The sequence below is a fragment of the Cupriavidus sp. FW305-3-2-15-C-LB2 genome (genome assembly GCF_058787575.1).
On sequence record NZ_JBYSZW010000036.1, the window covers coordinates 61,401 to 82,069 of the forward strand.

Genomic DNA, 20,669 nt, shown 5'->3' on the forward strand with positions numbered 1-20,669 from the left:
GGGGCGCCTGGACGGCGCAAATCAAGGGGCAGGGCGATGCGGTCTGCGGGAAGGCCGCTATGCTACCATCCGGCGCGAATTACCAAGCCCGCTCCCACGCCCCGGCGAATCCGCCCGGGCATTTTGCTTTTCGCCGAATTTCCTGTCCCATGCCGCGCGCACTAGAGCCCGCCGAGCCGATCCTTTCTGCCGAAGGCATCCCGTATTCGCCCCGCTACGACGACGTCTACCACAGCACCGAAGGCGGGCTGGCGCAGGCCGCCCATGTCTTCCTGGGTGGCAACGGCCTGCCGCAGGCGTGGGTCGGTCAGCGCCAGTTCGTCATCGTCGAGACTGGCTTCGGCCTGGGGCTGAATTTCCTGGCTACCTGGCAGGCGTGGCGCGATGATCCCCAGCGCTGCGGCACGCTGCATTTCGTCTCGATCGAAAAGCACCCGTTCACCCGCGAAGGGCTGGCGCAGTTGCACGCCGGGCTGGACGGGCTGCAGCCGCTGGCGCAGGCGCTGCAGGCGCAATGGCCGCTGGCGCTGCCGGGCCTGCACCGCCTGGCCTTCGACGGCGGGCGCGTGGTGCTGACGCTGGCACTGGGCGATATCGAGCAGATGCTGCCGCGGCTGGCGGCCGGCGCGGATGCCTTTTACCTGGACGGTTTCGCGCCGGCGCGCAATACGGAGATGTGGTCGCCGCAAGTGTTCCGCGGACTGGCGCGGCTGGCCCGGCCAGGCGCCAGGCTGGCCACGTGGGCGGCCGCGGGCTTTGTGCGGCGCGGGCTCAAGGAGGTCGGTTTCGAAGTCAGCAGGGCGCCCGGCTTTGGCGGCAAGTGGCAAATGACCGTCGCGAGCTTCCGCCCGCAATGGAAAGCGCGCCGCCATGCGCCGCCACTGCCGGCCCAATGGGCCGAGCGCCATGCCATCGTGATCGGCGCCGGCCTGGCCGGCTGCGCCGTGACCGAACGGCTGGCCGCGCGCGGCTGGCGCGTGACGCTGTTCGATGGCCACGACGGGCCGGCGCGGCAGACCTCGGCGCATCGCGCGGCGGCCATGCACGCACATTTGTCCGCCGACGACAGCCTGCTGTCGCGGCTGTCGCGCACCGGCAACCAGTACGCGCTGCGTGCCTGGGCGGAGTTGGCCGAGGCCGGCCATGCGGTCGGCTGGCATGGCTGCGGCGTGCTGCAGATCGGCGAGGACGAAGCCGAGGGCGAGGCCCAGCGCGCCGCGCTGGCGGCGATGCGCTTGCCGGAAGGGTTCGTGCGCTGGATGAGCGCTGAAGAGGCGGCAGCGGCCCACCATGCCGGCGTGCCGCGTGGCGGCCTGTGGTTCCCGCAAGGCGGCTGGGTGGCGCCGCCTGACATCTGCTCGGCGCAGCTGGCGCAAGCGGGCGCTGCGGTGACGGCACGTTTCGGCTGCCGGGTTGCTGCAATCGCGCGCGTCGACGGGCAATGGCAGGCGCTCGGGCAGGACGGCGAAGTGCTGGCATCGGCGCCGGTGCTGGTACTGGCCAACGCGCATGAGGCGCAGCAACTGCTGCCGCAGCAGCACTGGACCATGCGGCGCGTGCGCGGGCAGCTGACCGCGCTGGCATCCGCGCAGGTGGATGCGCTCGGCGGCTGGCCGGATTGCGTGGTGACTGGTGCCGGCTACCTGCTGCCGCGCACCGCGGACGGCGCTGGCCGGGTCGGCTCCAGCTACGACGCCGACGAGGGCCCGCTGGTGGAGCAGCCGGCGGTCCACGCGGCCAACCTGGCGCGCCTGTCCGGCATGCTGCCGCGCCAGGCCGATGCCGTGGCCGCCATCGATCCCGCGACGCTCTCCGGCTATGTCGGCGTGCGCACGGTCACGCACAACCGGCTGCCGCTGGTCGGCCAGGTCCCTGACGAGGCCGCCGCGCTGGCGCAGGCCGCATCGCTGCGCGGCGCGCACTTGCGGGACCTGCCGCGCATGCCCGGGCTCTACGCCGCCCTTGCATATGGCTCGCGCGGCCTCACCTGGGCAGCGCTGGGCGCGGAACTGCTGGCCAGCCAGATCGAGGGCGAGCCGCTGCCGCTGGAGTCGGACCTGGCCGATGCGATGGATCCGGCACGCCTGCTGCTGCGCGCGCTGCGTCACGGGCACACGGGATAGCGCCGCGGGTCCGGCGGGCGGTTCCAGGCCCGTTCCGGGCAAAATCTGCCGGAAGCGAATGAAAACCGTGCGATAATCCCCGTTTTCCGTTTGCGCGGAGCTTCCCGTTCGCCGGTGCGCCGCCCCGGCCGTCCTGTCGTGACGGCGCCGTGGCGGTAAAGCGGGCGGTACATGCGCAAGCGGTAGCACCTACGAACACAACTACATTTTCTGGATTGGATCTACGACCATGTCGAACGTGATTGAGAACCTCGGCAAGCTGGACCGCAAGGTGACCCTGGCCATCCCCAAGGCCGAAGTGGAGAAGGAAAAGCAGGAGCGCCTGGTTCGCCTGTCGAAGACCGTGAAGATGTCGGGCTTCCGTCCGGGCAAGGTGCCGATGAAGATGGTCGAGAAGCAGTACGGCCAGCAGGTCGAGTTCGAAGTGCGCTTCGACAAGGCCGCGCGCAAGTTCTTCGACATCACCAAGGAACAGGACGTCAAGGTTGCCGGCCAGCCCAAGTTCGAGATCAAGAACGACGGCGTGGGCGAGGACGAAGTCGCCTTCGACGCCACCTTCGAGGTGTACCCGGAAGTGACCATCGGCGACCTGTCGGCTGCCGAAGTCACCCGCACCGGCACTGAAATCACCGATGCCGAAGTCGACAAGACCATCGACATCCTGCGCAAGCAGCGCGTGCACTACCACGCCCGCGGCGAAGCCGGCGAGCATGGCGACGGCGGTGCCGACGTCGCCGCCCAGAACGGCGACCGCGTGACGCTGGACTTCGTCGGCAAGATCGACGGTGAAGAGTTCGCCGGCGGCAAGGCCGAGGACTTCCCGTTCGTGCTGGGCGAAGGCCGCATGCTGCCCGAGTTCGAGCAGGCCGCGCTGGGCCTGAAGGTCGGCGAAAGCAAGACCTTCCCGCTGGCCTTCCCGGAGGACTACCACGGCAAGGAAGTGGCCGGCAAGACCGCCGAGTTCACCGTGACGCTGAAGAAGATCGAGTGGGCGCACCTGCCGGAAGTCAATGATGCCTTCGCCAAGTCGCTGGGCATCGCCGACGGCAGCGTCGAGAAGATGCGCGCCGACATCCGCGAGAACCTCGAGCGCGAAGTGAAGCGCCGCACGCACTCCATGCTGAAGGACCAGGTCATGGAAGCGCTGCTGAAGGCCAGCGAGCTGGACGTGCCCAAGGCCCTGATCGAGCAGGACCAGGAACGCCTGGTGGAAATGGCCCGCCGCGACCTGGAGCAGCGTGGCATGCCCAACGCCAAGGACATGCCGATCCCGGCCGAGATGTTCGCGCAGCAGGCCGAGCGCCGCGTCAAGCTGGGCCTGATCCTGGCCGAGATCGTCAAGGCCAACGGCCTGGAAGCCAAGGCTGACCAGATCAAGGCCGAGATCGAGGACTTCGCCAAGAGCTACGAAGACCCGAAGGAAGTCATGCGCTGGTACTACGGCGACCAGCAGCGCCTGGCCGAAATGGAAGCCTACGTGCTCGAAAACAACGTGGTAAATTTCGTATGCGGCAAGGCCAAGGTCACCGACAAGAAGGTGTCCTTCGAGGAACTCACCGCCGAAGGCAACCAGCAGCAAGCCTGAGGCCGGAAGTGACCCGCAGCCCCGCGCCACGGCGTGGGGCGGGGGCAGCTTCCCGAGTTACCCCGGATTGCCTTGCGATCCGACGAATCCATGGAGAACATGCATGACCCGCAATGATTTGCTTGACCGTCTCGCCACCACGCAGGCTTCGGCACTGGAAACCCAGGGCCTGGGGCTGGTGCCGATGGTCGTCGAGCAGTCCGGCCGGGGCGAGCGCGCCTATGACATCTACTCGCGCCTGCTGAAGGAGCGCGTGGTGTTCATGGTGGGCGAGGTCAACGACCAGACCGCCAACCTGGTGGTGGCCCAGCTGCTGTTCCTCGAGAGCGAGAACCCCGACAAGGACGTGTCGCTGTACATCAACTCGCCGGGCGGTTCCGTATCGGCGGGGCTGGCGATCTACGACACCATGCAGTTCATCAAGCCGGACGTGTCCACGCTGTGCATGGGCATGGCGGCAAGCATGGGCGCGTTCCTGCTGGCGGCTGGCGCCAAGGGCAAGCGTTCGGCGCTGCCCAACTCGCGCATCATGATCCACCAGCCGCTGGGCGGCGCGCGTGGCCAGGCCTCTGACATCGAGATCCAGGCGCGCGAGATCCTGTACCTGCGCGAGCGGCTCAACACCATCCTGTCCGAGGTGACGGGCCAGCCGGTCGAGAAGATTGCGCGCGATACCGATCGCGACAACTTCATGAGCGGCGACCAGGCAGTTGACTACGGCCTGATCGACAAGGTCCTCGCCCGCCGCGGCTGATGCAGCGGGCCGCCGTGGCGCAATCCGCAGCGGCGGCCGGCCAGGCTGGCACGGGCTCAAATGGCGAAGGCTACACCGGAACGAGGCCCCGTGCCTCGTTTTTTGCTTTTGCCCCACAGCCGGGGGGAACCGCCGGTGGTGCCAATTGTTTTGGCGTATGATGCGTTTGAAGCGTATCGCTGGGGAGCCTGTCGCCCCGCGGTGTGCGCCCTGCATAAGTGACTGATTCCTATGGCGGACAAAAAAGGTTCATCCAGCGAAAAGCTTCTGTACTGCTCCTTCTGCGGCAAGAGCCAGCATGAGGTCAAGAAGCTGATTGCCGGCCCGTCGGTGTTCATTTGCGACGAATGCATCGACCTGTGCAATGAGATCATTCGCGACGAGGCCACGGCATCCGAGAAAGACGCCGCCGCGGCCGCGCGCTCGGACCTCCCCACGCCCCACGAGATCCGCGAAAGCCTGGACCAGTATGTGATCGGCCAGGAACAGGCCAAGAAGATCCTGGCCGTGGCGGTCTACAACCACTACAAGCGCCTCAAGCACCTCGGCAAGAAGGACGATGTCGAGCTGTCCAAGAGCAACATCCTGCTGATCGGGCCGACCGGCTCGGGCAAGACGCTGCTCGCGCAGACGCTGGCGCGCCTGCTCAACGTGCCGTTCGTGATCGCCGACGCGACTACGCTGACCGAAGCCGGCTACGTGGGCGAGGACGTCGAGAACATCATCCAGAAGCTGCTGCAGAACTGCAACTACGAAGTCGAGAAGGCGCAGCGCGGCATCGTCTACATCGATGAGATCGACAAGATCTCGCGCAAGTCCGACAACCCGTCGATCACCCGCGACGTGTCGGGCGAGGGCGTGCAGCAGGCACTGCTCAAGCTGATCGAAGGCACCATGGCATCGGTGCCGCCGCAAGGTGGCCGCAAGCATCCGAACCAGGACTTCCTGCAGGTGGACACGACCAATATCCTGTTCATCTGCGGCGGCGCCTTCGATGGCCTGGAGAAGGTCATCATGCAGCGCTCGGACAAGACCGGCATCGGCTTTGCCGCGCAGGTCAAGAGCAAGGAAGAGCGCGACGCCAGCGAAGTGCTGCCGCAGACCGAGCCGGAAGACCTGATCAAGTTCGGCCTGATCCCCGAACTGATCGGCCGCCTGCCGGTGGTCGCCACGCTGTCCAAGCTGGACGAGGCCGCGCTGATGCAGATCCTGGTCGAGCCCAAGAACGCGCTGGTCAAGCAATACCAGAAGCTGCTGGCTATGGAAGGCGTCGAGCTGGAAATCCGCCCGGGTGCGCTGAGCGCCATCGCCCGCAAGGCGATCCGCCGCAAGACCGGCGCCCGTGGCCTGCGTTCGATCCTGGAGCAGTCGCTGATGGACGTCATGTACGACCTGCCCAACTACAAGGGCGTGCAGAAGGTGGTGATCGATGAAAATACGATCAACGGCGATGCACCTCCGCTGCTGATGTACGAAGAGCAGCAGCCCAAGGTGGCGGGGTCCAACTGACGCGAGGGCTGCCAGACGTGGTAAGTGGTCGGGACCACACCGGCAGCCGGGCGAAAAGGCCGTTCGCGTAGAAGCGAGCGGCTTTTTTTGTTTATTTCTACCGACGAGAGGGAGGAAACGCGGGTATGCTGTTTCAGAGGGGCCAGCAAGTGCAGGGAGCGGCATCTGCCTGCCTTGATGAATCGATTGGCACGTATCTTGTAATCGATTCGGGCGGCCCAATTTACGCCTTAAATGACTGACTTGGGGAAAATGATGTCCGGAACACAACTCCTCCCGGCCGAGCCGATTCGCCTCCCACTGTTGCCGCTGCGCGACGTGGTGGTGTTTCCGCACATGGTGATCCCGCTGTTCGTGGGACGCCCGAAGTCCATCAAGGCGCTTGAGACTGCGATGGAGGCGGGCAAGAGCATCATGCTCGTGGCCCAGAAGACGGCGGCCAAGGACGAGCCGACCGCCGACGACCTGTATGAGGTCGGCTGCATCGCCAATATCCTGCAAATGCTGAAACTGCCCGACGGTACCGTGAAGGTGCTGGTCGAGGGTACCCAGCGCGCGAATATCCGCGAGGTGAGCGAGGACGATGCGCACTTTATGTGCGAAGCCGTGCCCGTGCCGCCCGCACCTGGCGAAAGCGCCGAGACCGAGGCCCTGCGCCGCGCGATCGTGTCGCAGTTCGACCAGTACGTGAAGCTCAACAAGAAGATCCCGCCCGAGATCCTGACCTCGCTGTCGGGCATCGACGAGGCAGGCCGCCTGGCGGACACCATCGCCGCGCACCTGCCGATCAAGCTCGAGCAGAAGCAGAAGATCCTGGAGATGGTCAATGTGACCGAACGCCTGGAAAGCCTGCTGTCGCAGCTCGAGGGCGAGATCGACATCCTCCAGGTTGAAAAGCGCATCCGTGGCCGCGTCAAGCGCCAGATGGAGAAGAGCCAGCGCGAGTACTACCTGAACGAGCAGGTCAAGGCCATCCAGAAGGAACTCGGCGAGGGCGAAGAAGGCGCCGACCTGGAAGAACTCGACAAGCGCATCAAGGCTGCGCGGATGCCGAAGGAAGCCAAGAAGAAGGCCGACGCCGAATTCAAGAAGCTCAAGCTGATGTCGCCGATGTCGGCCGAAGCCACCGTCGTGCGCAACTACATCGACACGCTGGTGAACCTGCCGTGGCGCAAGAAGAGCAAGGTCAACAACGACCTCGCCAACGCCGAGCGCGTGCTGGATGAAGACCACTACGGCCTGGAGAAGGTCAAGGAACGCATTCTCGAGTACCTCGCGGTGCAACAGCGCGTGGACAAGGTGAAGGCACCTATCCTCTGCCTGGTCGGGCCTCCCGGCGTGGGCAAGACCTCCCTCGGCCAGTCGGTGGCGCGCGCGACGAACCGCAAGTTCGTGCGCATGGCACTGGGCGGCGTGCGTGACGAGGCCGAAATCCGCGGCCACCGCAGGACCTATATCGGCTCGATGCCGGGCAAGATCCTGCAGAGCCTGTCCAAGGTCGGCGTGCGCAATCCGCTCTTCCTGCTCGACGAGATCGACAAGATGGGCATGGATTTCCGCGGCGATCCGTCGTCGGCGCTGCTCGAGGTGCTGGACCCGGAACAGAACCACACGTTCCAGGACCACTACATCGAAGTGGACTTCGACCTGTCCGACGTGATGTTCGTGGCGACGTCGAACTCGCTCAACATCCCGCCGCCGCTGCTCGACCGTATGGAAGTGATCCGCCTGTCGGGTTACACCGAGGACGAGAAGGTCAATATCGCGCAGCGCTACCTGTTGCCCAAGCAGATCAAGAACAACGGTCTGAAGGCAGGCGAGATCGAGGTTGCCGAAAGCGCGATCCGCGACATCATCCGCTACTACACGCGTGAAGCGGGGGTGCGTTCGCTGGAACGCGAGGTCTCCAAGATCGCGCGCAAGGTGGTCAAGCTGCTGCTGCTGAAGAAGGAGTCGGGCACGATCAAGGTCGATTCCGAGAACCTGGACAAATTCCTCGGCGTGCGCAAGTACGATTTCGGCCTGGCCGGCAAGGAAAACCAGGTTGGCCAGGTCACCGGTCTGGCGTGGACCGAGGTGGGCGGCGATCTGCTGACCATCGAAGCCGCGATCATGCCGGGCAAGGGCAACATCACGCGTACCGGTTCGCTGGGCGATGTGATGAAGGAGTCGGTCGAGGCCGCACGTTCGGTGGTGCGTTCGCGGGCACGCCGCCTGGGTATCACGGATGAGATGTTCGAGAAGCGCGACATCCACATCCACGTGCCTGAAGGCGCCACGCCCAAGGACGGCCCGTCCGCAGGCGGTGCCATGACCACGGCGCTGGTGTCGGTGCTGACCGGCATCCCGGTGCGCGCGGATGTCGCCATGACCGGCGAGATCACGCTGCGCGGCGAGGTGCTGCCGATCGGGGGCCTCAAGGAGAAGCTGCTGGCGGCCCACCGGGGCGGCATCAAGCTGGTGCTGATCCCGGAGGAAAACGTCAAGGATCTGGCCGAGATCCCCGACAACGTGAAGAACGCCATCGAGATCGTGCCGGTCCGCTGGATCGACAAGGTGCTGGAACTGGCGCTCGAGCGCAAGCCCGAGGCGTTGCCTGAAGAAGATGCCAAGCCCGCCGAAGTGGCGGACAAGGCCACGGCCAAGGTTGAGCGTCTGCATCACTGACACAGCTTTGGCCGCATGAACGAAACGCCGCGGGGCAGCGATGCCCGGCGGCGTTTTTTTTTGCGCGCACAGGTCTTGGCAAACTGAAATCACCTGTATTACACTTGCGCCCTCGCAACGCAAACCACGGCAACTGCCGCGAGGTGTGGAGCGATCAGCAAGTTGCAGGCAGCCAGCCTGTGATGGTCGAGCGGGTGCTTAGCTCAGTTGGTAGAGCGGCGCCCTTACAAGGCGTAGGTCGGGGGTTCGAACCCCTCAGCACCCACCACGCTTGACTAACAAAATCAAGGGCTTAGAGCGATCTAAGTCCTTTTTTGTTGGTATTTTCATCTCCCTCCGGCCGAGCCGCGCGCTAAATTGCTGTTCCGCCGTTGCTCGGCATGGCGCTCCCGGCCGGTGTTTTCCGGCGTCCCACAGATAAGCGCTATTCGCTCCCGATGTTGCGCGCGCTCTGCGCAGTTTTTTCAGGCCTGGCCCGGCACTGCACGTACGATTTCCCCGCATTCCCGCGCGAATGAGCGCATATGGGACGTGCACGGCAGCACGGCCCAGTGTCGTGAGCCTGGCGCGGAACTTGCGGAACCAGTCAGAAAATCGACTGCGGACGCCGACATGGACAGCGTGGAAGTGATCGTCGATGCGATGCGCAAGCTCGTGGGCGAAGGTGACGACCTGGCGTGGTGGCAAGGCGCCGTGCGTGCCGCCATCATCTTCGTCGGCACCTGGGCGATGCTGCGGTTGGCCGGCAGGCGGGCCTTCGCGCAAAAGACATCGTTCGACCTGTGCATCATGTTGCTGCTGGGCGCGGTGCTGTCGCGCGCCGTGGTCGGGGCCACTTCGTTCGCGGTGGCGTTTTCCGCCGGGCTGGCATTGGTGCTTCTGCACCGGGTGGTGGGCTGGCTGTCGAGCCGTTCTCCGGCATTCGACCGCGCCACTGGCGGCCACGCGCTGGACCTGCTGCGCGAGGGGGAACTGGACCGGGAGCGCGTGAGCCACGCAATGCTGACCGAGGAAGACCTCAAGGCCAACCTGCGTGCGACACTTCAGACCGACAGCTTCGACGACCTTACCCGGGTGGTGCTGGAGCGCGACGGCAAGGTGACGTTCGTGAAGGGCCGCGGCGGCGACGGCCGCGTACCCGCAGCACCGGCCACGCATGCTGTCTCGCGCAGCAACGGAGTGTCTGTGCAGGCGTCGGAGGCGCAGCGATGACGCTTGGGGAAAACGGCAGCGACAACGGCAGCATTGCGCGCTATTTGCTGCGCCACCATTTGCATGTGGTCACGGCGGAGTCCTGTACCGCGGGGCTGATCGCCTCGCGCATCGCCGAGGTGCCGGGTTGCGGAGATGTCTTGCACTGCGCCATCGTGGCGTATTCGCCCTCGGCCAAGGAACAGTTGCTGCACGTGCCGCCTGAGACCATCAGGCAACACGGACTGACCAGCGAGGCGGTCTCGCTGGCGATGGCGCTGGGCGCCATGGGGATGACCGGCGCCGACCTCGCGATCGCCAACACCGGCGTCGCCGATGATGGCGGCGATGGTGATATCCCGGCGGGTACGCAGTGCTTTGCCTGGGTGTTCCGCCGCCACGGCCATGCGGCGCGTGATGTGCTGCGGAGCACCGGGGGTATTGCCGCGTTCACGGAAACGCGGCGCTTTCCGGGGACGCGTAACGCCGTACGCGAAGCCGCTGCCGACTGGGCGCTGGCTCGCATTTGCCATTACCACGAACAGGCGCAGCGCGGGCAAGGCCACTGTGGCCCGCGCGCATGAAGCGCCTGAAGACCCGGACGGCGCGCTGGCAGCCCCGGAAAGAGACCCAGCCTTGGATAGTGCCCTCCCGACTAATGGTGCCGACAAAGCGTTGCGTACGGTATTGCGCGAGGCCGGGTTGCGTTATGTCGATGACAGTATGCCGGGCATCGGGCGCCGCCGTCAGGGCGGCGGCTTTGCCTACATCGACGCCAACGGCAAGCGCGTGGACGATGCCGCCACGCTGGCACGCATTGCTGCGCTGGCGATTCCTCCTGCCTACGAGGAAGTGTGGATCTGTGCGAACCCTGCGGGCCACCTGCAGGCGACCGGGCGCGATGCGCGCGGCCGCAAGCAGTATGTCTACCACCCTGAGTGGAGCGCGCAGCGCGATTCGGACAAATACGCGCGGTTGCCGGCCTTCGGCAGCGTACTGCCCCGCTTGCGGGCGCGCGTCGCGCGCGACCTGCGCCGCAACGGCATGCCGCGCGAAAAAGTGGTCGCGGCGGTGGTGCAACTGCTCGACGCCACGCTTGTGCGCGTGGGTAGTCCGCAATATGCGAGGCAGAACCGCACCTACGGCCTCACCACGCTGCGCCGCCGCCATGTCACCGTGCGCGGCAGCCGGCTGCGTTTCCAGTTCACTGGCAAGAGCGGCATCACCCACGACGTATCGGTCAACGATCCGCGCCTGGCCCGCATCGTGCGCAATTGTGCCGACCTGCCAGGCCAGTGCCTGTTCAAGTATCGCGACAGCGACGGCGAGATCCGCGAGGTCGGATCCGCCGACGTCAACGCCTACCTGCAACAGGCGACCGGCGGCGACTTCACTGCCAAGGACTTCCGCACCTGGGCGGGCAGCGTGCATGCGCTCGCGCTGCTGCGCGCGGCCGGCGCGGACGGCGAAGCAGCGCGCAGGAAGTGCGTGGCCGGGGTCATCAAGTCAGTGGCCCAGCGCCTGCGCAACACCGTGGCGGTGTGCCGCAAGTGCTATGTCCATCCGGCGGTGATCGAGGCCTTCATCGACGACGGATTGCAGGACTGCGCGCGCGTCGCCATCGTCAGCCGCCTGCGTGCCGACGAAGCACGGCTGCTGAAGCTGCTTGCAGAACGGGCCAGGACTGCATAGGGCGTCCCGCGGTGAGCCTCGAGCGTCGAAAGGCAGACGGAAGAACCAGGGCTGGACGTCCGGCCGGAGGATGGCGACCCAGTATGAGAACGGCCCAGCAGCCACAGGGCAGGGCGCTCCGATTCAGCGCTGCGAAGGAATGTTGCCGCCGTCGACGATGAGCTCGGTGCCGGTGACGTAGCTGGCCTCGTCCGACAGAAGGAAACGGACCACTCGCCCGATCTCCGCGGGGGTGCCGAGGCGGCCCAGCTGGATGCGTCGTTCGAAGGTGCCTTCGGGCAGGGCATCGATGGCAGGTTGAAGCATCGGTGTGTGGATCTGTCCGGGAGAGACGGCGTTGATGCGGATGCCGTCGCGGCCCAGGCTGTCCGCGAGCGAGCGCACCAGCGAGAGCAGGCCGCCCTTGGAGGCGGAGTAAGCCGGAATCAGGGCGTTGCCCAGCGTGGCATTGATCGACGCGATGCCGACGACTGCCGCGCCAGGTTGCGCGCGCAGGTCAGGCAGCATGGCTTGCACCAGCAGGGCCATGGCGCGCAGGTTGACATCAAGCACCGCGTCCCAGCGCGCCTGTGTAAGGCCGTCGATCCCGCTCTGGTCCACCACGCCGGCAGCATGCACCATGCCGCCCAGCACCGGCAGGGCGGCGCGGGTGCGGACCAGCGCGTCTTCCAGGCCGGCGGGGGCGCGCAGGTCGATGCCGAGCCCGAAGGTGGGCACGTCATAACGTTCGGCGAGCGCCGCGGCGACGGCACGCGCCTTGTCCTCCTGGATATCCCAGATGGCGACCGGCCGGTTTACCGCGGCCAAGGCCGCCGCGCAAGCCTCGCCAATGCCGGACGCGCCACCGGTAACCACGACCGCACTGGCCGGCGTGTTGAGGGCCACGCGAAAATCGCCGGTGGCAGGGTGTTGGATCGTCACTGGATGTCTCTCCCGGATGTCATGTTGTTGGCGCAGCCGCGGTAGACGCGGCTGATATGCGCATTGTTTCCTGTCACGCAGGATGCGACATAGTCCAAATGGACCAAAACAACCGCGCCCGAGACGATTTTCCGCCATGGCACCCTGCGGCCGGGGCGATGCGTCTGCTCATCGTGCCGTCAGCTCGCTGAGTGGCGTCGGCACGTCGTATTCACCTCAATCGAGCGGAATGATGCTGTGCAGGACGGTTTGTACCAGCGCCGCCTGGCGGGTCACCCCAGTCTTGGAGAACACGGCACGCAAATGCGCGCGCGCGGTATTGCGGCGGATGTCGAGTTCCTGCGCCGCTTCGTCCAGTGACAGGCCCTGGGTCAGCAACAGTACGAGCGACGCCTCCGTCCGGGTGAAATCGAACATATTGCGCAGTAGTTCGGCCGACCCCAGTGCCTTTTGATCGGGGTCGCGGATAAAGACCGCCACCGCGGGCTGGCGCGGACGCTCGGACCACTTCTGCGAGGCGATGGAACGCACCAGCAGTCCCAGCCGGGCGCGGTCGCTCTTGCGCGGCACCGACAGCCCGAGCGGGATGCCGGGCTGCTCCGAGTCTCGCAAGGCGATGGCCTGGCGGACCAGGGCCTGCAGCTTGCGGTTTTCCTGCGCCGAGTCGGCCATCAACTGGCCGTTGCAAATCACCAGACCATCCTTTTCCGCCAGCAAGGCGTCGGCCATGCCATTTGTGGTAAGGACCTGGCCGGTGTCGTCCAGGATCACCGAGCCGATCAGCAACCTGTCTACCGTGCCGGCGTAGAAGCGCCGCTCCGACTCGGTCGTGTTGAGGTTGGCGTGGATACGTACCGCGCGCTCCAGGTGCGGCACGATGCGCCGGCACAGCGCCTTGTCGGCCTCGGAGAAGCGGTCGCTGCCATGTGGGCGGCAGATTCGCAAGCGGCACTCCACACCATGCTCGGCGCGGATGTCTACGCCCATGATTTCAAGCACGTCGTAGGGCTTGTTGAAGAATCGATAGATCTCGCTCTCTAACCACCTGGCCTCGCCAATCAATTCATGCACGGTCAGGACTTGTGCGTTGGGCAGGTTGACGAAAGGGTCGATGGCATAGAAGTGCTGTGCGTAGGCGCCCGTTCCGACGGTGGTATCCACCGCGCTGGAAGTGATCATCAGCCCCGGCGACGTACTGGACGGCGGGCGTAGCACCAGGGTCACGTAGTTGGCGGCCAGCAGGTGTCGCAGCGCATCCAGCAGCGACTGCCATGGGATATCAAGCAGTGGGCCGTCGTACACCAGCCCGATCAGATCGCTGATCTCGTCAATGCCGAGTGCGGGCCGGCCAGGTAGCTGTGCGTCGATCCATTGAAGGCTTGTCATCGGTGCTCTCTCAAATCTGCGGCGCAATGCGGCCGGGGCATTGCGCCAGCCCGGCCGTCGGCGACCGGCGATCGGCTGGAGATAGTATCTGCTTCTCCATGCGCTGGTAGTGGGTGTTTTCCCCGGGTGCCGTGCGGGGGACGCCTGTCGTGCGGAGGGAAATAGTCCCAACAGACTAGATTCGCGCACGGACGCTCCATGTCGCTCCAGAAACGGTTGAATCTAGTCCGTCAGGACCATGCCCGTGAAGTGGCCCGGCCAGAAGAATAAGGCCATGAGCAAACAGTCACCACGGAGGAGACATGGAAGCGCAGCAGTTCCTGCAGACAGCCCCGCAGCCCACCCGCTACGCCCGCGGTTGGCATTGCCTTGGGCAAGCTTCGGACTACAAGGACGGCAAGCCACATCGGCTCGACATCTTCGGTACGCGCCTGGTCGCGTTCACCGGCGAGGACGGGGGCATCCGCATCCTCGATGCGTGGTGCCCGCACATGGGCGCGGACCTGGCTCTCGGCGAAGTGAAGGGCAACGCCATCGTGTGCCGCTTTCATGGCTGGCACTGGAATGGCGACGGCGCGTGCGAGCATGTGCCGTGCGCCAGCCGCATTCCGCCCAAGGCGCGCACACGTGCGTGGTCTGTCTGCGAGCAGAACCACCTGCTGTTCATCTGGCACGATCCCGAGAGCGCGCCGCCGCCGCCCGCGGTGGCGGTACCGCGCATCAGCGCGTGCTTCACCGGTGAGTGGACCGGGTGGACGATCCGCAAGATGGTGATCGGCACCCATTGCCGGGAGCTTGTCGATAACCTGGCGGACGTCGCCCATTTCGGGCCGGTGCACGGCTCACCAGCCGTCTATTTCTGCAATACGTTCGACCGCCACATCGGCTACCAGATGTTCCGCGGCGAGGAGAGCGAGTTACTTGGCCGGGGTCTGGTTGCGGACAGCGCGTACTTCGGGCCCGCCTACCACGTAACGCGCATGACGGCGGAGGTGGACGGCAAGCCCCTTGACACCATCCTGCTCAATTGCCACGTGCCGATCGACTCGCAGAGCTTTGAGCTGCGCTACGGCGTCATGGTCAAGAAGGTGCCGGGGCAGTCGGAGGAACAGAACCAGGAGATGGCGCAGGCGTATGTAGAGCAGGCGCAAGCCTCCTTCTTCCAGGACGTGGAGATCTGGCACAACAAGATCCGCGTCGACCGGCCCGTGCTCAGCGACGCCGATGGTCCGGTCTATCAGCTACGCGAGTGGTACCGCCAGTTCTACACCGATGTAGCCGACCTGCCCGCTGACCTTGACCGCAAGAAGGTCTTCGAGCGGCGCGACGGCGCCTGGCGCACGCTCGATGCCGTGCCGCCGGAGGCGGCGAGCAAGCTGCACCTGATCTGATGAAGGAGAGCGTCATGCGACTGGAAGGAAAAGTGGCACTGGTCACCGGCGCCGGGTCCGGCATGGGGCGGGCCATGGCCGAGCGCTTTGCGGCCGAGGGTGCGGCGGTGGTCGTGGTGGACCGCGACGACGGCGCCGCGCAAGCGACGCTCGACACGATCGGCGGCGAGGCGCACGGCATGGCGCGTGGCTGCGACGTCGCGGACAGTGCGGCGGTGGGGCGGCTGCACGAGGAGGTCGCGATGCGCTGGGGGCGGCTCGACATCCTGGTCAACAACGCAGGCATCGGCCAGGTGCCGGGAGACGGCTTCGAGCACTACCAGGTGCGCGCGGCCGAGCGCGGGCGGCAGCTGGCAGCCGGCGAGACGCCCACGGTCTATACCGACATGATCGTCGACCTCAACGATGCCGGCTGGCAGCGCGTGGTGGATGTAAATCTCAACGGCACGTTTTACTGCTCGCGCGAGGCGGTGCGGCTGATGACGCGCGCGGGGGTGGGCGGCGCCATTGTCAATATCGCCAGCGTCTCGGCGCTGAGCGGCGAAGGGCCTCTCAGCTATTGCGCGTCAAAGGCGGCCGTGCTCGGCCTCACCCGCTGCCTGGCGCGCGACCTGGGCCCGCGTGGCATCCGCGTCAACGCGATCTGCCCGGGGCCCACGCGCACGCCGATGATGCAGTCCATCAGCGAGGAATGGGCACGCAGCCTGGAGCGCGCGATCCCGCTGGGGCGCATGGCCGAGCCGGAAGAGATCGCGGCGGCGGCACTGTTCCTGGTGAGCGGAGACGGCATGCAGATGACGGGCCAGACGCTGTCAGTCAGCGGCGGCATGGCAATGATTTAACGGCGCAGGCGCGACGGCGACGCGTTCGGGTCGTTGTCCTGCCTCGATGGAAGGACAAGAGGGAGAGCAGCATGCGAGTAACGGGACGTTTGCAAGACAAGGTGGCGCTGATCAGTGGCGCTGGCACGGGGATCGGCGCTGCCACGGCTGCGCGCTTCGCGGCCGAAGGGGCGAGGGTGATGCTGTGCGGGCGGCGCGAGGCGCCGCTGCGCGCCGTGGCCGAGGAGATCCGGTCGCGCGGCGGCGAGGCCGCGTGGATTCAGGCCGATGTCACCAACGAGGCGGATGTGGAGCGGGCGGTGGCCCAGACCGTCGCACAGTTCGGCGGTCTGCATGTCATGGTCAATAACGCGGTCAACTATACCTGGGGCGTGCTCGACGAGGTCAGCACGCAAGCCTGGCGGCAATGCCTGACCGGTAGCCTGGACGTCGCCTTCTTCGGCACGCGCGCGGCGCTGCGCGTGATGAAGGCGGCCGGCGGCGGCGCCATCGTCAACCTGGGTTCGGTGGCGGGCCTGCTTGGCAGTCCGGGGCTGTCGGCCTATGGCGCGGCCAAGGCGGGCGTGCTCAACTTCAGCCGCGCCGTGGCGCTCGAGGGCGCAGCCCGCAACGTGCGCGTCAACGTGGTGATTCCCGGTGTGGTCTGGAGCGAGGGCACGCGCGAAGCGCTTGCCAGCGAGGAGGTCGCCCGCGGTACCGCACGCGCGGTGCCGCTGGGGCGCGTGGGCGAACCGCACGAGGTGGCTGGCGCCATCCTGTTCCTGGCGTCGGACGAGGCTTCGTATATCACCGGGCAGAGCCTGGTAGTCGATGGCGGCAAGACCTGCCGGCTCGACGTGGGCGCAACCGACTACGTGTCGGAGACGTCAGCCGAGCGGCGCGCCGCGCCGCAGGCAAGCTGAGCGCACCCTACTGAATGAGCAAGGAGAGGCAAATGACAGCAGACATGGAATCGATGCAGGCCCGACTCGATCGACTCGAGTCGGTCAACGAAATCCGCATGCTGCCGGCCAAGTATGCGCTGGCGCTCGACATGCGCGACCTCGATGCCTGGACCAGCCTGTTTCCCGAGGACGTGGCGGTGGGCAAGGACCAGGTGGGCCGCGAGCACTTGCGGCGCTGGATAGACGAGACCCTGCGCAACCAGTTCACGGTGACCTCGCACCATATCGGCGGACACATCATCGAGTTCCAGGATGCGGACCATGCGAGCGGCGTGGTGTATTCGAAGAACGAGCATGAGACCGGCCCCGAATGGGTCATCATGCAAATGCTCTACTGGGACGACTACGAGCGCATTGACGGCCGCTGGTATTTCCGGCGCCGCCTTCCATGTTATCTGTATGCGAGCGACCTGAACAAGCCGCCTATCGGCGACAAGAAGATGCGCTGGCCGGGCCGTGAGCCCTACGAGGGTTCCTGGCATGCACTGTGGCCCTCGTGGAAAGCGTTCTGGAACGCCAAGCCGAATGAGGCGCTGCCCGGCGTCGCCGAGCCGGTACCGCTGGATCGCTTTCTCGAGACGATGCGTCGCGGTTCGGCACTTCCCAAGGTCCGCACGCGCTGACGCCATGCCGAAACCGATCAAGGGATCATCAAGATGAGCGCAAGCCTGTTTGAGCCACTGCAGCTCGGCGACATTGCACTCGCCAATCGCATCGTGATGGCGCCGATGACGCGCAGCCGCGCCGGCGCGGGCGACCTGCCCACCGGCCTGCACCAGGCGTACTACGCGCAGCGCGCGGGCGCCGGGCTGATTATCGCGGAGGGCACTTACCCTAGCCGGCATGGCAAAGGGTACTGCCGCACGCCGGGCATCGAGACCACCGCGCAGATCGACGCCTGGCGCGACGTGTCAGGTTCCGTGCGCAGCCAGGGCGCGGCGATGGTGCTGCAGCTGATGCACGTCGGGCGCGTGGCGACGCGCCATAACAAGGCGCCAGACGCCCGGACGGTGGCCCCGTCGGCGATCCGCGCGCGCGGCACCATCTATGCCGACGGCCACGGCCTGGTCGGGATGGAGGTGCCCCGCGCGCTGGCCGCACATGAAGTCACGGCCGTGATCGAGGAGTACCGCCAGGCCGCCGTCAATGCGCTGGCCGCCGGATTTGACGGCGTCGAGCTGCATTGCAGCAGCGGCTACCTGCCGATGCAATTCCTGCTTCCTTGCACCAATCAGCGCACCGACGGCTATGGCGGCTCGCTGATGGCGCGGCTGCGCTTCGTCGTGGAGACGCTCGAGGCCATCGCTGAAGCGATCGGGACCGGGCGCGTGGGCCTGCGTATCTGTCCCGGCAACCCGTATAACGACATGCACGATGACGATCCCACCGCCACGTACAGCGCGCTGCTCGATGCCGTGGCGCCGATCGGGCTGGCCTACCTGCACGTGAGCCGCTCGCCGGATCCTGCGCTCGATGCATTTGCGCTGGCCCGTCGGCATTTCGGCGGTGCGGTCATCGTCAATGACGGTTTCGACGGCGCGAGCGCCGTGCGTGCAGTGGCGGGCGGCGTCGGCGAGGCGGTCTCGTTCGCCCGCCATTTCATCGCCAATCCCGACCTGCCTGCGCGCCTGCGGCACGGTGCGCCGCTGGCCGCGTTCGACCGCACGCTGCTGTATACGCCGGGAGCGCGTGGCTACACCGACTACCCGGCCGCCGCGGAGCTTGCCGCGAGTGGCCAGATCGTTCCCCAGGGAGGCTTGCAACCGTGAGCGACTGCCTCGCACCGATTTCGACCATACCCAATGCCGTGGCACACGCGGCGCGGCTGCGCGCGGATGCGGTGGCCATCCAGGAAGACGGCTTGTCCTTGCGCTATGGCGCGCTGCACGAGACGGCGCGAGTCGCAGGGCGTGCGTTGATGGCGCTGGGCGTAGCGCCCGGCGAGCGAGTTGCCGTCTGGGCGCCTAACCTGCACGAGTGGATCGTCGCTGCGCTCGGCATCCAGATGGCCGGCGGCGTGCTGGTACCGCTTAACACCCGGCTCAAGGGCGGGGAGGCCGCAGACATTCTCGGGCGTAGCGGTGCGCGGGCGCTGATCTGCATCGGCGAATTCCTTGGCGTCGACTATCCCGAGATGCTGCGTGGGCTTGCGCTGCCGGCCTTGCGCCACCGCGTCATTCTGCGCGGCGAACGCGAAGGCGCTTTGTCTTGGGAGGCTTTCCTCGCCCGCGCCGAAGACACACCCGAGGCCATGCTTGACGCGCGCATCGGCGCGCTGACACCGGACAGTCCGTCCGACCTGCTTTACACCTCCGGCACCACGGGGCGGCCCAAGGGCGTGATCACCACGCACGGGCAGAATCTGCGTGCCTTCTCCGACTGGTCGGACATCGTCGGCTTGCGCGCCGGCGACCGTTACCTGATCATCAATCCCTTCTTCCATGCCTTCGGCTACAAGGCCGGCTGGCTCGCGGCCCTGCTTCGCGGCGCCACCATCCTGCCGCTGGCGCAGTTCGACGCCGAAACCGTGCTCGCTCGCATCGAGCGGTACCGCGTCAGCTTCCTGCCGGGCTCGCCCACGCTCTACCTGAGCTTGCTTGCCCATCCGCGGCTGGATGCATACGACTTGTCATCGCTGCGCGTGGCGGTCACGGGGGCGGCGTCGATCGCGCCAGAGCTGATCCGGCGCATGCGCAAGGTGCTCGGTTTTGACGTGGTGCTCACTGCTTACGGACTGACCGAGTGCTGCGGCCTGGCGACGGTCTGCCGGCTCAGCGACGCGCTGCAGACTATCGCCAACACGAGCGGGCGTGCGCTCGCCGGCGTGGAGATTCGCTGCGTAGACGCTGAAGGAAACGACGTCGCCGCCGGTGAGCCAGGCGAAGTGTGGATCCGCGGCTACAACGTCATGCGTGGGTACTTCGACGACGAGGCCGCCACACGCGAGGCCATCGACGACGCGGGGTGGCTGCATACAGGCGACATCGGCAGCCTCGACGCCGCCGGAAACCTGTGTATCACCGGCCGGCTCAAGGAAATGTTCATCGTCGGCGGCTTCAACTGCTATCCCGCGGAAATCGAGCACCTGATTGGCACGCATCCAGCGGTGGCGCAGGTCGCGGTGGTCGGCGTACCCGATGCGCGCCTGGGCGAGGTTGGCCGCGCCTTCGTGGTGTTGCGCGACGGCGAGAGCATGAGCGGGGAGGCATTGCTGGAATGGTGCAAAGCCCGCCTGGCAAACTATAAGGTGCCGCGTTCCGTGGCCTTCATGGCGGCCCTGCCGACCAATGCCACGGGCAAGGTCGTCAAGCACGAACTGATGGCGCTCCAGGCGCGCATGTGCGCCTGAGCGTGCAGGGCGGAATTGGCAGCCGAGGGTACAAGATTGAGTCATCCGGGTATTGCGCAGATGATGAACACAAGCTATAGTTCGGCCTCTTGCAGCAGGGCACGGTCGGCAAGGGAAGGTTGGCAGGCGTTGTAGGCTTATGATTTGTAAGGAAATTTGATTCCCTTGCAAGGCGTCCTCAGCACCCACCACTCTCCATCGCAAGGACATGTGCATTGCCGGCAGCAAGCACCGACACAGGAGTGGTAGTTCAGTCGGTTAGAATACCGGCCTGTCACGCCGGGGGTCGCGGGTTCGAGTCCCGTCCACTCCGCC

General features: G+C 66.1%; 16 protein-coding genes and 2 tRNA genes. 16 read left to right on the plus strand and 2 right to left on the minus strand.

Annotated elements, in window-relative coordinates:
• The first annotated feature begins 149 nt into the window (after positions 1–149).
• From mnmC to AC3WRR_RS23705, 9 genes are all read left to right on the plus strand, one after another.
• Positions 150–2,123 carry a bifunctional tRNA (5-methylaminomethyl-2-thiouridine)(34)-methyltransferase MnmC2/FAD-dependent 5-carboxymethylaminomethyl-2-thiouridine(34) oxidoreductase MnmC1 gene (gene mnmC, locus AC3WRR_RS23665; RefSeq protein ID WP_439668767.1) on the plus strand — a complete coding sequence of 658 codons (1,974 nt, stop codon included), beginning with the start codon at positions 150–152 and terminating at the stop codon, positions 2,121–2,123.
• A gap of 229 nt (positions 2,124–2,352) precedes the next feature.
• Positions 2,353–3,708: a trigger factor gene (gene tig / locus AC3WRR_RS23670; protein ID WP_010810089.1), complete on the plus strand. Its 1,356-nt coding sequence runs from the start codon at positions 2,353–2,355 to the stop codon at positions 3,706–3,708.
• A 103-nt stretch (positions 3,709–3,811) separates the two neighbouring features.
• Positions 3,812–4,462: an ATP-dependent Clp endopeptidase proteolytic subunit ClpP gene (gene clpP / locus AC3WRR_RS23675; protein ID WP_011615108.1), complete on the plus strand. Its 651-nt coding sequence runs from the start codon at positions 3,812–3,814 to the stop codon at positions 4,460–4,462.
• Positions 4,463–4,693: 231 nt separating this feature from the next.
• Entirely contained in the window at positions 4,694–5,971 is a 1,278-nt protein-coding gene (clpX, locus tag AC3WRR_RS23680) for an ATP-dependent Clp protease ATP-binding subunit ClpX (protein WP_010810087.1), read from the plus strand.
• Between the two features lie 255 nt (positions 5,972–6,226).
• The gene (lon, locus tag AC3WRR_RS23685) at positions 6,227–8,638 is read left to right on the plus strand and encodes an endopeptidase La (RefSeq protein WP_010810086.1); all 2,412 of its coding nucleotides are present in this window, start codon (positions 6,227–6,229) and stop codon (positions 8,636–8,638) included.
• 192 nt (positions 8,639–8,830) lie between these two features.
• A tRNA-Val gene (locus AC3WRR_RS23690) sits at positions 8,831–8,906 on the plus strand.
• Positions 8,907–9,250: 344 nt separating this feature from the next.
• Entirely contained in the window at positions 9,251–9,850 is a 600-nt protein-coding gene (locus AC3WRR_RS23695) for a DUF421 domain-containing protein (RefSeq protein WP_010810085.1), read from the plus strand.
• Positions 9,847–10,413, plus strand: a complete 567-nt coding sequence (locus AC3WRR_RS23700; protein WP_439668770.1) for a CinA family protein — start codon at positions 9,847–9,849, stop codon at positions 10,411–10,413. Before AC3WRR_RS23695 ends, AC3WRR_RS23700 begins: the two co-directional genes overlap by 4 nt.
• A gap of 52 nt (positions 10,414–10,465) precedes the next feature.
• The gene (locus AC3WRR_RS23705; protein WP_052181574.1) at positions 10,466–11,521 is read left to right on the plus strand and encodes a DNA topoisomerase IB; all 1,056 of its coding nucleotides are present in this window, start codon (positions 10,466–10,468) and stop codon (positions 11,519–11,521) included.
• Positions 11,522–11,644: 123 nt separating this feature from the next.
• On the opposite strand, the gene AC3WRR_RS23710 is transcribed toward AC3WRR_RS23705, so the two are convergent.
• Complete coding sequence (locus AC3WRR_RS23710) at positions 11,645–12,442, minus strand: SDR family NAD(P)-dependent oxidoreductase (RefSeq protein ID WP_439668772.1); 798 nt, start codon at positions 12,440–12,442, stop codon at positions 11,645–11,647.
• 216 nt (positions 12,443–12,658) lie between these two features.
• Entirely contained in the window at positions 12,659–13,828 is a 1,170-nt protein-coding gene (locus tag AC3WRR_RS23715; RefSeq protein WP_454750824.1) for a helix-turn-helix transcriptional regulator, read from the minus strand.
• 302 nt (positions 13,829–14,130) lie between these two features.
• Here AC3WRR_RS23715 and AC3WRR_RS23720 point away from each other — a divergent pair, with 302 nt between their 5' ends.
• The 7 genes from AC3WRR_RS23720 (at position 14,131) to AC3WRR_RS23750 (ending at position 20,667) form a co-directional block, all read left to right on the plus strand.
• Entirely contained in the window at positions 14,131–15,219 is a 1,089-nt protein-coding gene (locus tag AC3WRR_RS23720; protein WP_439668776.1) for a 3-ketosteroid-9-alpha-monooxygenase, oxygenase component, read from the plus strand.
• A gap of 14 nt (positions 15,220–15,233) precedes the next feature.
• Positions 15,234–16,061, plus strand: coding sequence for an SDR family NAD(P)-dependent oxidoreductase (locus tag AC3WRR_RS23725; RefSeq protein ID WP_010810079.1), 828 nt, complete (start codon positions 15,234–15,236; stop codon positions 16,059–16,061).
• A 71-nt stretch (positions 16,062–16,132) separates the two neighbouring features.
• Positions 16,133–16,963 (plus strand): SDR family NAD(P)-dependent oxidoreductase, encoded by an 831-nt coding sequence (locus AC3WRR_RS23730; protein WP_439668781.1) that lies wholly within the window; start codon positions 16,133–16,135, stop codon positions 16,961–16,963.
• Between the two features lie 32 nt (positions 16,964–16,995).
• Positions 16,996–17,628: a nuclear transport factor 2 family protein gene (locus AC3WRR_RS23735; RefSeq protein WP_439668783.1), complete on the plus strand. Its 633-nt coding sequence runs from the start codon at positions 16,996–16,998 to the stop codon at positions 17,626–17,628.
• Positions 17,629–17,661: 33 nt separating this feature from the next.
• A complete protein-coding gene (locus AC3WRR_RS23740; protein ID WP_439668785.1) occupies positions 17,662–18,774 on the plus strand; it encodes an alkene reductase in 1,113 nt (370 codons plus the stop codon).
• Positions 18,771–20,354: a FadD3 family acyl-CoA ligase gene (locus AC3WRR_RS23745; protein ID WP_439668787.1), complete on the plus strand. Its 1,584-nt coding sequence runs from the start codon at positions 18,771–18,773 to the stop codon at positions 20,352–20,354. Before AC3WRR_RS23740 ends, AC3WRR_RS23745 begins: the two co-directional genes overlap by 4 nt.
• 239 nt (positions 20,355–20,593) lie before the next feature.
• Positions 20,594–20,667 (plus strand) — tRNA-Asp (locus tag AC3WRR_RS23750).
• Positions 20,668–20,669 lie beyond the last annotated feature (2 nt).

Coding starts and splice junctions, on each gene's coding strand:
- mnmC (WP_439668767.1), top strand. CDS start 150: ATGCCGCGCGCACTAGAGCCCGCCGAGCCGATCCTTTCTGCCGAAGGC.
- tig (WP_010810089.1), top strand. CDS start 2,353: ATGTCGAACGTGATTGAGAACCTCGGCAAGCTGGACCGCAAGGTGACC.
- clpP (WP_011615108.1), top strand. CDS start 3,812: ATGACCCGCAATGATTTGCTTGACCGTCTCGCCACCACGCAGGCTTCG.
- clpX (WP_010810087.1), top strand. CDS start 4,694: ATGGCGGACAAAAAAGGTTCATCCAGCGAAAAGCTTCTGTACTGCTCC.
- lon (WP_010810086.1), top strand. CDS start 6,227: ATGTCCGGAACACAACTCCTCCCGGCCGAGCCGATTCGCCTCCCACTG.
- AC3WRR_RS23695 (WP_010810085.1), top strand. CDS start 9,251: ATGGACAGCGTGGAAGTGATCGTCGATGCGATGCGCAAGCTCGTGGGC.
- AC3WRR_RS23700 (WP_439668770.1), top strand. CDS start 9,847: ATGACGCTTGGGGAAAACGGCAGCGACAACGGCAGCATTGCGCGCTAT.
- AC3WRR_RS23715 (WP_454750824.1), bottom strand. CDS start 13,828: ATGACAAGCCTTCAATGGATCGACGCACAGCTACCTGGCCGGCCCGCA.
- AC3WRR_RS23720 (WP_439668776.1), top strand. CDS start 14,131: ATGGAAGCGCAGCAGTTCCTGCAGACAGCCCCGCAGCCCACCCGCTAC.
- AC3WRR_RS23725 (WP_010810079.1), top strand. CDS start 15,234: ATGCGACTGGAAGGAAAAGTGGCACTGGTCACCGGCGCCGGGTCCGGC.
- AC3WRR_RS23730 (WP_439668781.1), top strand. CDS start 16,133: ATGCGAGTAACGGGACGTTTGCAAGACAAGGTGGCGCTGATCAGTGGC.
- AC3WRR_RS23735 (WP_439668783.1), top strand. CDS start 16,996: ATGACAGCAGACATGGAATCGATGCAGGCCCGACTCGATCGACTCGAG.
- AC3WRR_RS23740 (WP_439668785.1), top strand. CDS start 17,662: ATGAGCGCAAGCCTGTTTGAGCCACTGCAGCTCGGCGACATTGCACTC.